The organism is Paenibacillus allorhizoplanae (genome assembly GCF_927798215.1).
Lineage (GTDB): Bacteria > Bacillota > Bacilli > Paenibacillales > NBRC-103111 > Paenibacillus_E > Paenibacillus_E allorhizoplanae.
The window spans coordinates 24,126-38,660 of the sequence record NZ_CAKMMW010000037.1 but is presented as its reverse complement, the minus strand read 5'-3'; the positions used below and the strand labels follow the sequence as shown (position 1 = coordinate 38,660).

Annotated in this window: 13 protein-coding genes and 1 rRNA gene; 5 read left to right on the top strand and 9 right to left on the bottom strand. The window is 41.4% G+C overall.

What is annotated here, in order from left to right; translation table 11 throughout:
- The 9 genes from L6I86_RS33400 to dnaA all read right to left on the bottom strand — a co-directional run.
- Window positions 1–60: ribosomal RNA gene (locus tag L6I86_RS33400) — 16S ribosomal RNA — on the bottom strand; the annotation flags it as partial.
- A 339-nt stretch (window positions 61–399) separates the two neighbouring features.
- Window positions 400–1,467, bottom strand: coding sequence for an HD-GYP domain-containing protein (locus L6I86_RS33395; protein ID WP_236293047.1), 1,068 nt, complete (start codon window positions 1,465–1,467; stop codon window positions 400–402).
- A gap of 81 nt (window positions 1,468–1,548) precedes the next feature.
- On the bottom strand, window positions 1,549–4,041 hold the full coding sequence (gene gyrA, locus L6I86_RS33390; protein WP_236293045.1) for a DNA gyrase subunit A: 2,493 nt from the start codon (window positions 4,039–4,041) through the stop codon (window positions 1,549–1,551).
- Window positions 4,042–4,089: 48 nt separating this feature from the next.
- The gene (gyrB, locus tag L6I86_RS33385; protein WP_236293043.1) at window positions 4,090–6,006 is read right to left on the bottom strand and encodes a DNA topoisomerase (ATP-hydrolyzing) subunit B; all 1,917 of its coding nucleotides are present in this window, start codon (window positions 6,004–6,006) and stop codon (window positions 4,090–4,092) included.
- A gap of 35 nt (window positions 6,007–6,041) precedes the next feature.
- Entirely contained in the window at window positions 6,042–6,290 is a 249-nt protein-coding gene (remB, locus tag L6I86_RS33380) for an extracellular matrix regulator RemB (protein ID WP_056622698.1), read from the bottom strand.
- Between the two features lie 5 nt (window positions 6,291–6,295).
- Window positions 6,296–7,414: a DNA replication/repair protein RecF gene (recF, locus tag L6I86_RS33375; protein WP_056622696.1), complete on the bottom strand. Its 1,119-nt coding sequence runs from the start codon at window positions 7,412–7,414 to the stop codon at window positions 6,296–6,298.
- A gap of 27 nt (window positions 7,415–7,441) precedes the next feature.
- On the bottom strand, window positions 7,442–7,657 hold the full coding sequence (gene yaaA, locus L6I86_RS33370) for a S4 domain-containing protein YaaA (RefSeq protein WP_236293041.1): 216 nt from the start codon (window positions 7,655–7,657) through the stop codon (window positions 7,442–7,444).
- A gap of 12 nt (window positions 7,658–7,669) precedes the next feature.
- The gene (gene dnaN / locus L6I86_RS33365) at window positions 7,670–8,812 is read right to left on the bottom strand and encodes a DNA polymerase III subunit beta (protein ID WP_056622692.1); all 1,143 of its coding nucleotides are present in this window, start codon (window positions 8,810–8,812) and stop codon (window positions 7,670–7,672) included.
- Window positions 8,813–8,992: 180 nt separating this feature from the next.
- Window positions 8,993–10,360, bottom strand: coding sequence for a chromosomal replication initiator protein DnaA (gene dnaA / locus L6I86_RS33360; protein ID WP_236293039.1), 1,368 nt, complete (start codon window positions 10,358–10,360; stop codon window positions 8,993–8,995).
- Between the two features lie 624 nt (window positions 10,361–10,984).
- Between dnaA and rpmH the strand changes: the two genes are divergently transcribed.
- From rpmH to mnmE, 5 genes are all read left to right on the top strand, one after another.
- On the top strand, window positions 10,985–11,119 hold the full coding sequence (gene rpmH, locus L6I86_RS33355) for a 50S ribosomal protein L34 (protein ID WP_028557239.1): 135 nt from the start codon (window positions 10,985–10,987) through the stop codon (window positions 11,117–11,119).
- Window positions 11,120–11,254: 135 nt separating this feature from the next.
- Entirely contained in the window at window positions 11,255–11,614 is a 360-nt protein-coding gene (rnpA, locus tag L6I86_RS33350; RefSeq protein ID WP_056622830.1) for a ribonuclease P protein component, read from the top strand.
- Between the two features lie 71 nt (window positions 11,615–11,685).
- A complete protein-coding gene (gene yidC, locus L6I86_RS33345; protein ID WP_056622684.1) occupies window positions 11,686–12,459 on the top strand; it encodes a membrane protein insertase YidC in 774 nt (257 codons plus the stop codon).
- Entirely contained in the window at window positions 12,456–13,073 is a 618-nt protein-coding gene (gene jag, locus L6I86_RS33340; protein ID WP_056622682.1) for an RNA-binding cell elongation regulator Jag/EloR, read from the top strand. The genes yidC and jag overlap by 4 nt, the downstream gene beginning before the upstream one ends.
- Window positions 13,074–13,147: 74 nt before the next feature.
- Window positions 13,148–14,524 carry a tRNA uridine-5-carboxymethylaminomethyl(34) synthesis GTPase MnmE gene (mnmE, locus tag L6I86_RS33335; RefSeq protein ID WP_236293037.1) on the top strand — a complete coding sequence of 459 codons (1,377 nt, stop codon included), beginning with the start codon at window positions 13,148–13,150 and terminating at the stop codon, window positions 14,522–14,524.
- The last annotated feature ends 11 nt before the right edge of the window (window positions 14,525–14,535 follow it).

The following is a 14,535-nucleotide window of genomic DNA, read 5'->3' as shown; positions in this document are numbered from 1 at the left end:
TTGCATGTATTAGGCACGCCGCCAGCGTTCGTCCTGAGCCAGGATCAAACTCTCCATAATAGAAAATCTGAAATGCTCATTTGAAGCTAGCGAGATTTTTCAATCTCTTTTATAGTCGATTACTCGACTGTGCTTACTCACTCGTTGTTCAGTTTTCAAAGATCAATTATTTCCTTATTAATCCTTCGCCCCTCAAAGGCGACTTGATCAATATACCATATCGGCCTACTCGATTGCAAGAAATTTTTTCATTTTCTTCTGTTCTTTCGTTCGACCGCCGAAGCGACAAGGAGTAATATAACAAATACCTAAAAGGATTGCAAGTTTTATTTACTATATATTTCGAATTACACTAAAAAAAACCTTCACTCTCAGCGAGGGAAGGTTGATTAGAGCATTTTAAATATGGCCAATCACATCTTGAATAAATAGATTTCTTTCGACGGTTAAGTTAACAATTGTACCATTGACATTAACCCATGGTCTTGTAGGATGTGAGCGATCAGAGAACACGATTTCACCGACACGGTTGTCACTTAGTTTTACAAGCGTTCCGTTACTAATTTGCGTAGATTTGTTCATAAAGACTTGGACGAGTGTAGGATCTACTTTACCGAAAGACTCGTTCAACAATTGCTCCAATACTGCATAAGGAGATAGAGCAGATTTGTAGTAACGCTCATTCGTCATCGCATTATAGATATCAGCAATAGCAATAATCTTGGCATACACATGAATCTTGTCGGACTTTACGCCGAGTGGATAGCCCGAACCATCTTCTCTTTCATGATGTTGAAGAGCTGTTAATTTAACACCTTCATTGATGCCAGACATATTCTTAAGAATCTGATAGCCAATCAGTGTATGTTGCTTAATTTCGTCCATTTCTGAAGCATTTAAAGGCGTCTTTTTCTCCAGCAGTGTGCGATCCACTTTGCTAGTACCAATATCGTGAAGTAAACCTGCCATTGCGATTTGAAGTAAATCCTTCTGCGGAAGACCTGCCCATCTTGCTAAGGAGTACGAGGTTAAGCTTACTAAAATACTTTTATGATAAATATACTCATGTAAATTCCGATTCTTAGGTGTGAAGGTGAGCACTTTATAAGCATCAATATGTCGAATAAGCGTTTCGAGGCCTGTCCGAATTTCTAAGATAGGAAGCTGTTGTCCGCCATTCGCAAGAAGAAATACTCTCTTGAGCAGCTTCAGCATATTATGATATTCCACATAAAACGGATGAACAGCCTCTACTTCTTTCGCTTTTGGCTCTTCACTCACTTGCTCCGCTTCATTGCCGTTCTTGACTTCAATATAAACAGAAGGAATGAGAAATGCTTTCAGAATTTCGACTTCCCTCTCCTGAATGATTCTTCCTTTGTGAAAAAGCGTATTCCCCATCTTGGTTATTACAATATCGCCTAATCTTTCACCATATTTTAATTGCGAAACGGCTACTGTCGGCACGGTCATTCACTCACCTTACTATTTCGTATACTTCATATTGTAAAGTAAAAGGGATGGGTTTGTAAGCCCCATCCCTAGAATTTATTCTTCTGACTCTGTTGCTTCTGCTGACTCTTCCCAGTCGCCGTCTTCCTCAGACTCGTTCTGTTCTTCATTCTTCTGAACGCGAGCCAACGTCCCTACTTCGTCATCTTCACGTATGTTAATCAGACGAACACCTTGTGTATTACGCCCCATAACAGAAATGCCGTCCATGCTTGTACGGATGACAGTACCCGATGCTGAAATAATCATCAGATCCTCATCTTCTTGCACCACTTTAAGACCGACAATCGGACCGTTCTTCTCTGTGACATTTAAAGTTTTGATCCCTTTACCGCCACGTGATTGAATCCGATACTCGGAAACAGGTGTCCGCTTACCGAAGCCTTTGGATGTTACGATTAGTACACTATTATCTTCATGAACAACGTCCATATCGATAACAGCATCCTCATCATCCAAGTGAATACCTTTTACTCCCGTAGCCGATCTACCCATTGAACGTACATCGCTCTCTGGGAAGTGGATGGACATCCCTAGCTTGGTCCCCATAATAATACCCTGGTTACCGTCCGTTAGTTTAACTCCGATCAGATCATCATCTTCTCGTAAATTGATGGCGATTAGCCCACCTTTACGAATGTTTGAATAATCATCAATCGGTGTTTTCTTAACAACCCCTTGCTTGGTTGCAAAGAAGAGATATTGTTCTGTTTCAAAGCTTTCAACAGGAATGACCGCATTAACGGTTTCCCCTTGTTCGATTTGAATCAAGTTAATAATTGGTGTTCCACGAGCTGTACGACTCAAATCTGGAATCTCATAAGCTTTCAAACGGTAAACTTTCCCTTTATTCGTAAAGAACATGAGATAATGATGTGTATTCGTTACGAACAAATGTTCCACGAAGTCATTATCTTTTGTATCCATACCGACGACACCGCGTCCTCCACGCTTCTGGTTCCGATACGTCGTAACCGGTAGGCGCTTAATGTAGCCAGTATGCGTTATCGTAATAACGACATCTTCACGTGGGATAAGGTCTTCATCTTCAATGCTTTCTTCCCCAACTGTAATCTCAGAACGTCGGTCATCACCGAACTTTTCTTTAATTTCATTTAGTTCTTCACTAATGATTGCAAGAATCAGCTGCTCATCGGCAAGAATCGCTTTAAGCTCAGCAATTCTCTTCATGAGTTCCGCATATTCCGCTTCAATCTTCTCACGTTCCAAACCAGTCAAACGCTGTAAACGCATATCGAGAATGGCTTGTGCTTGATCCAGGCTCAGACTAAATGTCGTCATGAGTCCTTCTCTCGCCTCATCCGTTGTACGAGAAGAGCGAATTAATGCAATGACTTGATCCAGGTGATCTAGTGCAATACGTAAACCTTCTAAAATGTGCGCTCTAGCTTCCGCTTTACGCAGATCAAATTCGGTTCTACGACGAATGACTTCTTGCTGATGTTTCAGGTAATAATGCAGCATCTCACGAAGATTCAAAACTTTTGGTTCTCCGTTGACGAGAGCGAGCATAATGATTCCAAAATTAGATTGCATGGCTGTCTGTTTGAACAAGTTGTTCAGAACAACGTTAGGATTTACATCGCGTCGCAGCTCAATAACTACACGCATCCCGTTGCGGTCTGATTCATCTCGAAGATCCGTAATTCCATCGATCTTCTTCTCACGCACAAGCTCAGCAATCTTCTCTACTAATCTTGCTTTATTTACTTGATAAGGCAGCTCATTCACAATGATTCTAGCCTTATTATTATTCTCTTCAATGACCGTTCTAGCTCTCATTGTAACGGAGCCTCTACCTGTGGTATAGGCTGATCTGATGCCTTCACGTCCAAGAATGAATCCGGCCGTTGGGAAATCCGGTCCTTTGATCGCTTGCATTAATTCCATAGACGTGACATCTGGATTCTCGATCATCATCTGAATACCTTCGATAACCTCTCTTAGGTTATGTGGAGGAATATTCGTTGCCATACCTACGGCAATCCCTGAACTACCGTTAACGAGTAAGTTCGGGAAACGAGAAGGGAGAACGACGGGTTCATTTTCTTCGCCATCGTAGTTTGGTTTATAATCGATTGTCTCTCGGTTAATATCACGAAGAAGCTCCATAGCAATCTTCGATAAACGAGCCTCGGTATAACGCATGGCTGCTGCCATATCACCGTCGATGGATCCAAAGTTCCCATGCCCATCAACAAGCATATAACGCAGGGAGAAATCTTGTGCCATCCGAACCATGGTTTCGTAAACAGCGGTATCACCATGTGGATGATACTTACCGATAACTTCACCAACGATTCTCGCTGATTTCTTATGTGGCTTATCTGGAGACATACCTAGTTCAGACATCGCAAACAAGATACGACGATGAACCGGCTTCAGACCGTCTCTAACATCTGGCAGTGCGCGACTGACAATGATACTCATCGCATAGTCTAAGAAGGATGTACGCATTTCGGTCGAAATGTCAATTTCTTTGACTTGCGAATGTAATTCTTCGCTCATGAATGTTCCTCCTGAAAGCTTACATCGTTTGCAACGTCTCGGACGACGTTAGATATCTAAATTTTTCACGTATTTCGCATGTTCCTCGATAAAATCACGTCTAGGCTCTACATTATCGCCCATCAATGAATCAAAGAGTGTATCCGCTTCTATAGCATCTTCGATCGTCACTTGCAGGAGTGTACGGCTTTCCGGATCCATGGTTGTTTCCCATAACTGCCCCGGATTCATCTCGCCAAGTCCTTTGTAACGTTGGACATTGACTTTCACGCCTTCTCCAAACTCTTGCATAATGACTTCACGTTGCTTCTCGTTATACGCATATCGAATCGTTTTATTACGCTCAAGCTTAAAGAGTGGTGGTTGTGCAATATACACATAGCCAGTCTCAATTAGTTTTTTCATGTAACGGTATAAGAAGGTAAGCAGCAAGGTACGAATATGCGCACCATCCACATCGGCATCCGTCATGAGGATAATTTTGTGATAACGTGCCTTGGAAATGTCGAAATCATCGCTGATTCCTGTCCCAAAAGCTGTAATCATGGCGCGGATTTCGGTATTGGATAAGATACGATCCAGGCGTGCTTTCTCTACATTCAAAATTTTACCACGCAGAGGCAGAATCGCTTGGAAGTGACGATCACGACCTTGCTTAGCTGAACCACCTGCAGAGTCACCTTCTACAATGTAAATCTCACTGATTGAAGCGTCTTTGGAAGAGCAATCTGCTAGTTTACCTGGCAGGGCACTAACTTCAAGCGCACTTTTGCGGCGAGTCAATTCTCTGGCTTTACGCGCAGCTTCTCTTGCTCTAGCAGCTTGAATACCTTTTTCAAGGATTTTGCGAGCTACAGCTGGGTTCTCTTCAAGGAATTCTTGCAGTTTCTCTGCGAAAAGGGATTCCACAATACCACGAACTTCGCTGTTACCAAGTTTCGTCTTTGTTTGACCTTCGAATTGAGGCTCTGGAATTTTCACAGAAATAATCGCAGCAAGACCCTCGCGCACGTCATCTCCAGATAGATTCGAGTCGCTTTCTTTGATCGAATTATTTTTACGGGCGTAGTCATTTAGGATCCGCGTCAGTGCGCTTTTGAATCCTGATTCATGCGTTCCACCCTCGTGTGTGTTGATATTATTAGCAAAAGAGTAAATGTTCTCGGTATAGCTATCGTTATACTGGAGAGCAATCTCGATCGAAATGTTATCTTTCGCACCTTCTACATAGATCGGGACTTCATTGACGACCTCACGGTTGCGATTTAAATGCTGCACAAAGGACACAATACCGCCTTCATACATATGCGTTGCTACCGTATCCGTACGCTCGTCAATCAAGTTAATTTCGATGCCTTTATTCAAGAAAGCAAGCTCACGAATTCTGGATTGCAGCGTATCGAAATCGTATTCGGTCGTTTCTTTAAAAATCTCCGGATCCGGATGGAACGTAACCGTGGTGCCCGTTTCTTCGGTTTCACCGATGACTTTCACATCATATTGCGGCGTTCCGCGGCGGTATTCTTGTTGATGAATTTGGCCTTTATTCTTTACTTGCACAGTTAAGTGCTCCGACAGCGCATTAACTACAGAAATACCTACACCGTGCAGACCACCGGATACTTTGTAACCGGAATCCTCGCCACCGAATTTACCACCTGCGTGGAGTACGGTAAGTACAACCTCGAGTGTTGGTCTTTTCAGTTTTGCATTTTCACCGACAGGAATTCCGCGCCCGTTATCAATAACAGTAATGCCATTATCTTTATGAACAATTACATCAATTTTCGTACAAAATCCGGCCAAAGCCTCATCGATACTATTATCTACAACTTCCCAAACGAGATGGTGCAGTCCTCGGGCACTAGTAGAACCAATATACATACCCGGTCTTTTGCGAACGGCTTCTAAACCTTCCAGAACCTGAATCTGACTGTCATCGTACGCATTTTGATTCACAGACATGCTACTCTTCACCTGCTTTTTTATATTAAAAGAAGTTAATTCGTCAATAACTGATTAGCTCTTTTTTTGAGCGTTGTTGAGGAGATTGGGGAATAATACACCTTACTTTTCGTCACGACCAGTGATTTGCAATCTTCCTCACCGATTTGCTCGGTTCTTTTATCTTTGACTGCTTGCCCAATGAACTGCTTTGATATTTTAGATGACTTCTCAATCGAAATATCAAATATAGCAATCAATTCAGACGCTCTAATAATTTTCTCTCCACCCAAATGAATAAACATGCTTCTCAGCTCCTGCCGCTTACATTTCCTTTCAAAACATGAAACACGGAAGCATGATCCAGTTGATCCAAATGAACACTCTCTAGACCTGTTGTCGTAATAAACGTTTGGACTTTCTGCTGAAACGTGCGAATTAACTGTGTCTGTCTATATTCATCCAGTTCCGATAGGACATCATCTAGCAATAGCAGAGGATACTCGCCAACTTCTTCATGAATGAGCTCAATTTCTGCTAGCTTGAGTGATAGCGCGGTTGTTCGCTGCTGACCTTGGGAACCGTACGTTTGGACTTCTTTATCATTTATGAAAAAGAGAAGATCGTCACGATGAGGGCCCACTAAAGTTACGCCTCTTCGGAATTCCTGATCTTTCACCAAAGATAACTTTATCATAAATTGGTTTAATAAAACAGATTCATCTTCAAATGGCTCCATGTCAAAAGAAGGGGAGTAGCGAATCACTAACGATTCACTATCGTTCGTTATCCCTCTGTGGATATTCTCCGCCCATTTTTGAAGCTTCTTTATGAAGTTTTGACGCTTTTTCATAATTTTAACACCATACTGTGCTAATTGTTCATTCCAGATGTCCAACATGGCGTCAGGTGTGCTTTTTCCGGGGTAATTTTGCTTTAAATAATTATTCCGTTGCACCAAGATTTTCTGATATTGAGATAAGTCGTGAATATAGGAGGGCTGTACCTGACCGATTTCCATATCAAGAAAACGTCGTCTTATGCCAGGCGTTCCTTTGACAATCTCTAAATCCTCCGGAGCAAACATGACAACGTTAAGTGCACCAATAAAATTACTGAGCTTTTTTTGCTCAAGACCATTAATCTTCGCTTTTTTTCCCTTGGAAGAGATGGAGAGATCCAGCTTACAGTTCCCGTACAATTTCTGAATCTCTGCATGCAGCAGCGTTTGCTCACCGTTCCAGCCAATCAGTTCTTTGTCCTGGTGGGTACGATGCGATTTGGTCATAGCCATCACATAGATGGATTCCAGCAAATTCGTTTTCCCCTGTGCGTTGGGTCCAACGAAAATATTCACGTTATTCGATGTTGTTAATTCAACATGATCGTAATTTCTATAATGACTGAGTACGAGTTTATTCAGAAACATGGCCGATCATCCCCCTGGTTATTCCGATCAGGAGCTTATGACCTCGAATTGTCCAAAACCTTCTACCTTGACGATATCCTGCGGCACAAGTTTCCGACCTCTGCGATTTTCAGCTTGCCCGTTCACTTCGATTTTGGTTTCCACAACAAAAAATTTAGCTTGTCCACCTGTGGATATGCAGTCCGATAACTTCAAAAACTGCCCAAGTGTAATATATGGAGTGTTGATAACTATTTGTTTCATAGGAGCGCTCCCTTAATTCGTTGTTCGGTATGGCAAAATTAACTGCAAAATATTCGTCGAATCTTGCGGTTTCATAATGATCGGCTGCATAGCTCCAGTAAATCCAATTTGTATAAATTCGGAGTCGAGTACTTTCAGTGCATCCAACATATATTTGGAGTTAAACGAAATCTTCAGTAAATCACCAACAATATGCTGCAGGGCAATTTGTTCGGTTACTTTACCTAGCTCGGAGGAGCTTGACGAAATTTCGATGGTTTTGTCTTCAAGCATCATCATTTTAACAATATTCGTTTTGTCCTCTTTGGAAAGAAGGTAGGCACGGTCGATGGCTTCAGCCAATTCCTTTGTTGGAACAACCATTTCCGTTTGAAAGGATTGCGGAATGAGCTTAGACGTATCTGGGTAAGTCCCATCTAAAATACGCGAATAAAATAAAATCGATTGGATCTTGAATAAAACTTGGTTGTCCGCAATAACTATATCTATAAGGGTGTTTTGATCAGGCAAAATTTTGCTTAACTCATTCAGTGTACGTCCTGAAATAACGATATTAGGCAGGTTTTGTGCTTGTTCGTTATCAACGGTGACTTCTCTACTTGCCAGGCGATGACGATCACATGCGATAAATTTCAACTTATCTCCTGAAATATTCCAAAGAACCCCTGTAAGAATAGGTGTTGATTCATTGGTGGATACCGCATAGGACGTTTGTTTAATCATTGTTTTAAGCAAATCACTTGGAAGGCGAAGCATTTTGCTTTCTTCGATTTCAGGAAGCAGCGGATACTCATCTGGATCCAATCCCATGATTTGAATTTCGGAAGAGCCTGAACGAATAATCGTTTGAAAGTTGGCTTTCACTTCAATTTCGATTAGTTGTGCTGGCAGCTTACGAATGATTTCAACGAAAAATTTAGCGGGAAGTACAACGCTCCCAGCTTGAATAAGTTCAATAATTTTAATGGTGCTGTTTTCACTTGCTGTAAAGCTTTGAATGGAAATGTCGGTATCACTAGCTGTTAGCGTAACACCACTTAAGGTTGCATCTATTTTGATCCCTGTAAGAATGGGTATCGTTGTTCGAGAGGATATGGCTTTGGAAACGTGACCAATGGATTCGATTAAATGGTCTTTTAGGATAGTTAATTTCATGACTTCACTCCTGCAGTTCTTTTTTTACGGTGCGTTAGCATAATCATTATATAATAACATTCTTTATTAGTAATAGCAGTAGGGGCTCTGGATATGTGGATATGTGGATGAACCTGAGATAGAGCAAGCCTATCCACATGTGAATAGATTGTGCATAGGCTTATGGAAAAAGTGATGTTATTAAGAGGGGTTTTTGATACGTTCCGTTAAGTTATGGACAATCTTATATAATTCTTGATCCACTTTGAGCTGCTGCACAATTTTCTCATGCGCATGTATGACGGTCGTATGATCGCGACCCCCAAAATTATCTCCGATTTTCGGCAAAGAGAAGTCTGTGAGTTCCCGTGCAAGGTACATCGCTACTTGCCTTGGGAAAGCCACGGCTTTTGTTCGTTTACGCGCTTTGAAATCCTCGAGCTTTAAACCATAGAATTCTCCAACTCGCGCTTGAATATCCTGTATCGTAATGACTCTTGGTCGGTTCGATGGGATGATATCCTTCAACGCTTCAGCCGTTAAATGAACGCTAATATCTTGATTAATAAGGGATGAGTACGCGACAACACGTATTAATGCACCCTCCAACTCTCGGATATTCGTATCAATTTGGTTCGCGATATAGATCATGGCTTCGTTCGGAATCTCTAGATTCTCGGCTTTAGCCTTTTTGCGTAAAATGGCGATTCGTGTTTCTAAATCTGGCGGTTGTATATCTGTAATAAGTCCCCATTCAAATCGTGAACGTAACCGATCTTCCAGGGTTGGAATCTCTTTTGGCGGACGGTCACTTGAGATAATAATTTGTTTTCCTTCCTCATGTAGCGCGTTAAATGTGTGGAAGAACTCTTCTTGCGTTCCTTCTTTCCCAGCAAGGAATTGAATATCATCGATGAGCAGTACATCAATGGTTCGATACTTGTTACGAAAGCCTTCCCCGCGGTTATCACGGACTGCATTGATAAATTCATTCGTGAACTTTTCGGAGGATATATATAGAACCCGAGAACCAGGGTTATGTTCAAGTACATAATGTCCGATCGCATGCATAAGATGTGTTTTACCTAGTCCAACGCCCCCATATAAAAAGAGGGGATTATACGCTTTGGCCGGCGCTTCAGCTACTGCGAGAGAAGCAGCGTGAGCAAACCGGTTACCAGATCCAATGACGAAGGTATCAAATGTATACCTAGCGTTCATCATACTTGTAAAGTTTTCTTCACCAGCAACAATGGCTGGACCTTTGGGGGGAATGACAACGGGTTGAATGGCGTGCATCGATTGTGACTTCTGATCTTCGGTTTCGATGATGAATTTAACGGATACATGCTTTCCCGTAAAATCGTAGATCGTTCCTTCGATTAGCTTCGTGTATCTACTCTCAAGCCACTCCTGCGCAAAATTATTAGGTGCGCAAATAATGACTGTTGAATCATTGAATACAGTGGCCTTCGTCGATTTGAGCCAGGTGTCGAAACTTGGTTTACTGAGCTTCGTTTGAATAATCGTTAAAATTTGTTGCCAAAGGTCCGTAGAATGGCCTTCCACAGTACTTCACTCCTTTTGAATCAAACATGTGGCATAGGCCAGGGGAAACATGGTTATGATTTATGGATAAAACGTGAAACAAATAACTCACGTTGGAATCTCGAAGAATTGGTAGTTAGCATTTAGTGTGCCCAAATATCGTCTAAAAGAATCTAGTGTCTGGTGGGGTCAAAAAAGGATGACTTTTGTCGGTTTTATCCACATTACTAAGGATCCGCAGAAATGACTTATTCTTGTAGAGGGAAGTTTGTGCACATTATTATCCACAGGGTGTTGATAACTCGGAGGATTAGTGGCGTATATCCACAGCAGAAACATTACTATCTTAACAAAAGATACCTTGTTAATCAACGGATTGTTTCGCATTATCCACAATAACAACAACTTGTGGGTAGAAATTGTTCACAACACAAGATATTGTTGATATTCTGTTGATTTTCGACAAAGTTTGTCCTTTCTCGTCAAAACTTTATACACAGCTTGTTCTTTTTACCTTTACCGAGGTTTTCCGCCATCCAAATACTGCACACTTGGGTAGGTTGACTTTCTTCTGTGAAAATGATTTAATGAGTAGTAGAAATTTTGTAGGATGGATATCCTCAGCCAGGTAGGGAGGTGCTATAGATGGGTCCAACATTTAACCCGAATACGAGAAAGCGTAAGAAGAACCATGGTTTCCGTAAAAGAATGAGCACGAAGAACGGTCGTAAAGTTCTACAAGCTCGTCGTCTTAAAGGAAGAAAAGTTCTTAGCGCGTAAGAAGAGGCTCCGAAAGGGGCTTTTTTTTTTGCATTTGGAACGTCGGTTTACATTGAACTGGTTTTGTTAAAACTAGATTAGATATGTAGTGTTCTTTCAACTAATGAATGTGATCTGTCTGGAGTGTACATGGCTGTGGAGAAACTATATCGGTTAGCAAAAAGAGAAGACTTTAGTAAGGTGTATCGCTATGGGAAATCGATGGCCAATCAGCAATTCGTTCTATACTATTTGCCGCAGCCGAAAGCAGAAGCGTTTCGTTTCGGTGTATCGGTTTCCAAGAAAATTGGAAATGCAGTTGTTCGTAATCGTTTGAGACGAATGATGAAAGAAATTATTCGGTTGAAAAAAGAAAACATGACGCCTCAATATGACTACATTCTGCTGGCTAGAAAACCGGTTGTTGATATGGCTTACGCAGACATGGAGAAGAGCATCTGGCATGTCATTCGTAAAGCTTCTTTATATAAAAAAAATGACGCATTAAAAAAGTGAAGCAATATTTCCTTGCGGACTGAGAATGTGTTATAGTTTATCTTGGAAAAGACATTTAGGAGGATCTCATTTTGACTCGTCGAATTTATATGCTAGTAGCACTGTCTTCGGTGATTTTACTTTTGTCCGGATGTAGCCCGTCAAGTGCAGCATCAGCGCCAATCGATCCGAACACGGCTAATTTTTTCACTAAGTACTTTACGTACCCGCTTTCACAAACGCTTGACTGGTTCGCCGATCATCTATGGGGTCAATATGGATTATCCATCTTGGTTGTTACATTGATTATTCGATTGATTATTTTGCCGCTTACGCTTAAGCAATACAAAAGCTCCAAACGGATGCAGGATCTGCAGCCTGAAATGAAAAAGCTTAAAGAGAAATATAAAGATGATGCGAAAAAGCAACAAGAAGAAACGATGAAATTATTTCAACAAAATGGTGTAAATCCGTTAGCTGGTTGTTTTCCTATCATTGTTCAAATGCCAATTCTAATCGCTCTTTATCAAGCGATTATGCGTAACCAAGAAATTCATGAGCACACGTTCCTGTGGTTGAATCTTGGTAAGCCTGATCATCTATACATCTTACCGTTGATTGCCGCGGCTACGACGTTCATTCAACAAATGTTTATGTCTTCCCAAATGAATCAACAAATGAAAAGCTTAATGTACATTTTCCCGGTCATGATTTTCGTGATGTCCATGAATTTTGCATCGGCACTTCCGCTATACTGGATTTACGGTAACATTTTCACAATCGTTCAGTCTTATTTCATCTATGGTGCTCCTGGTTCACAAAAAAAGCCTGGATCTCAAAATAATAAGGGTGGCCTGTCGAAATGAAGAAAATCGTGGTGACTGGAAAGACAATTGAACTAGCAGTTAAATCTGGTCTAGATCAATGGCAAGTTTCGGAGGATCGTGTACAAATTCATATTTTGGAACAGCCCTCACGAGGGTTGTTCGGGTTTATTGGATCCAGAGTTGCGAAGGTTGAGCTCGAATTGATACCCGATCCACTTGAGGAAGCGATAGCTTTCTTACAAGATATGTTCGAAGCGATGCAAATTTCCATCACCATAGATACACATAAAGATCGTGAAGGCTATATCTTAAACATGAGTGGCTCGGAATTAGGTATTTTGATCGGAAAAAGAGGACAAACACTTGATGCGCTTCAGTATTTAGTTAATATTGTTGGTAATCGGTATGCGAATTCTCATTTCCGTATCATCTTAGATGCGGAAAATTTCCGTGATCGACGGAAGAAAACGTTGGAAGAGCTGGCGTTAAGACTGGCTAATCGCGTGATTAAGTCGAAAAAAGAAGTTATTTTGGAGCCGATGAATTCGCAAGAACGTAAAATTATTCATGCGGAATTACAAGGGCATCCTGTTATCAAAACATACAGTAAAGGCGAAGAACCGAATCGTCGGGTTGTCATCGCTGTTAAATAACACAGATCGCAATGACTTGGTTCATATGTCATTGCTTTTTCTTTAAGATGAGGTAAATTCGAGGTGCAAATACTATGTTAAATGATACGATTGCTGCTATTTCTACACCGCTTGGAGAGGGTGGGATAGCGGTTATTCGTGTGAGCGGCGAGGATTCTGTCACATACGTTGAACGTATTTTCCGCTCAAAAACGAAATTATCTGTTGCTGACACGCATACGGTACATTATGGATTCATTATAGAACCTGCTTCCGCCGAAAAGGTAGAGGAGGTTCTAGTTACGTTAATGAAAGCTCCGCGATCCTTCACCATGGAGGATGTTGTCGAAATTAGTTGTCACGGAGGGATTGTCTCCGTTAAGAAAGTACTAGATTTATTACTAGTACAAGGTGTTCGCTTAGCTGAGCCTGGTGAGTTTACAAAGCGAGCTTTTTTGAACGGTCGTATTGACTTAACACAAGCAGAAGCGGTTATTGACCTAATTCGGGCTAAATCCGATCGAGCATTCAAGGTAGCTTTGAAGCAGGTGGAAGGAAATTTATCCAAACAGATTAAGCATTTACGATACATCCTGGTGGAGTTAATGGCTCATGTTGAGGTGAATATTGATTACCCGGAACATGATGTAGAGGAAATGACAAATGTGTTCATCAAGACGAAGTGTGATACGGTCATGTTGGATATTGATCGTTTATTGGTGACCGCAGAACAAGGTAAAATTTTGCGGGAGGGCATTGAGACAGCAATTGTCGGCAAACCTAATGTTGGGAAGTCTTCTTTGTTGAATGAATTAGCCCAAGAGAATCGGGCTATTGTTACTGATATTCCAGGAACTACGAGGGATGTCATTGAGGAGTTCGTTAATATTGGCGGTATTCCGTTGAAGCTGCTTGATACAGCTGGTATTCGCGAAACTTCAGATATTGTCGAACAGATTGGTGTGGAGCGGTCTAAGACTGCTTTAGCCGAGGCTGATCTCATTTTACTAGTACTGAATAGTAACGATGAGCTTCAACTCGACGAGATTGCGTTGATGAAGCAGTTGGCGGATAAACAAACGATCGTTATTTTGAATAAGATTGATTTGGATCGCAAGTTAGATGTGGAACAGGTGCTCAGTTATTTCCCGCAAGAGCGTATTGTGGAACTGTCCCTGATTGAGAATAAAGGTATTGAGGATTTGGAAAAAGCGATCGCGGCGATTTTCTTTGAAGGAAAGCTCGAATCCAGTGATTTGACATATGTAAGTAATGTTCGTCATATTTCTTTGTTGAAGCAGGCCAAGCGTTCCTTGCAGGATGCGCTGGATGCTAATGAGCAATATGTACCAATTGATATGATTCAAATTGATATCCGGGCTGCTTGGGAGCAGCTAGGGGAGATTATCGGCGATTCCGTAGGTGAGTCCCTAATCGATCAAATTTTTACACAATTCTGCTTAGGAAAATGAAAACCGACAGC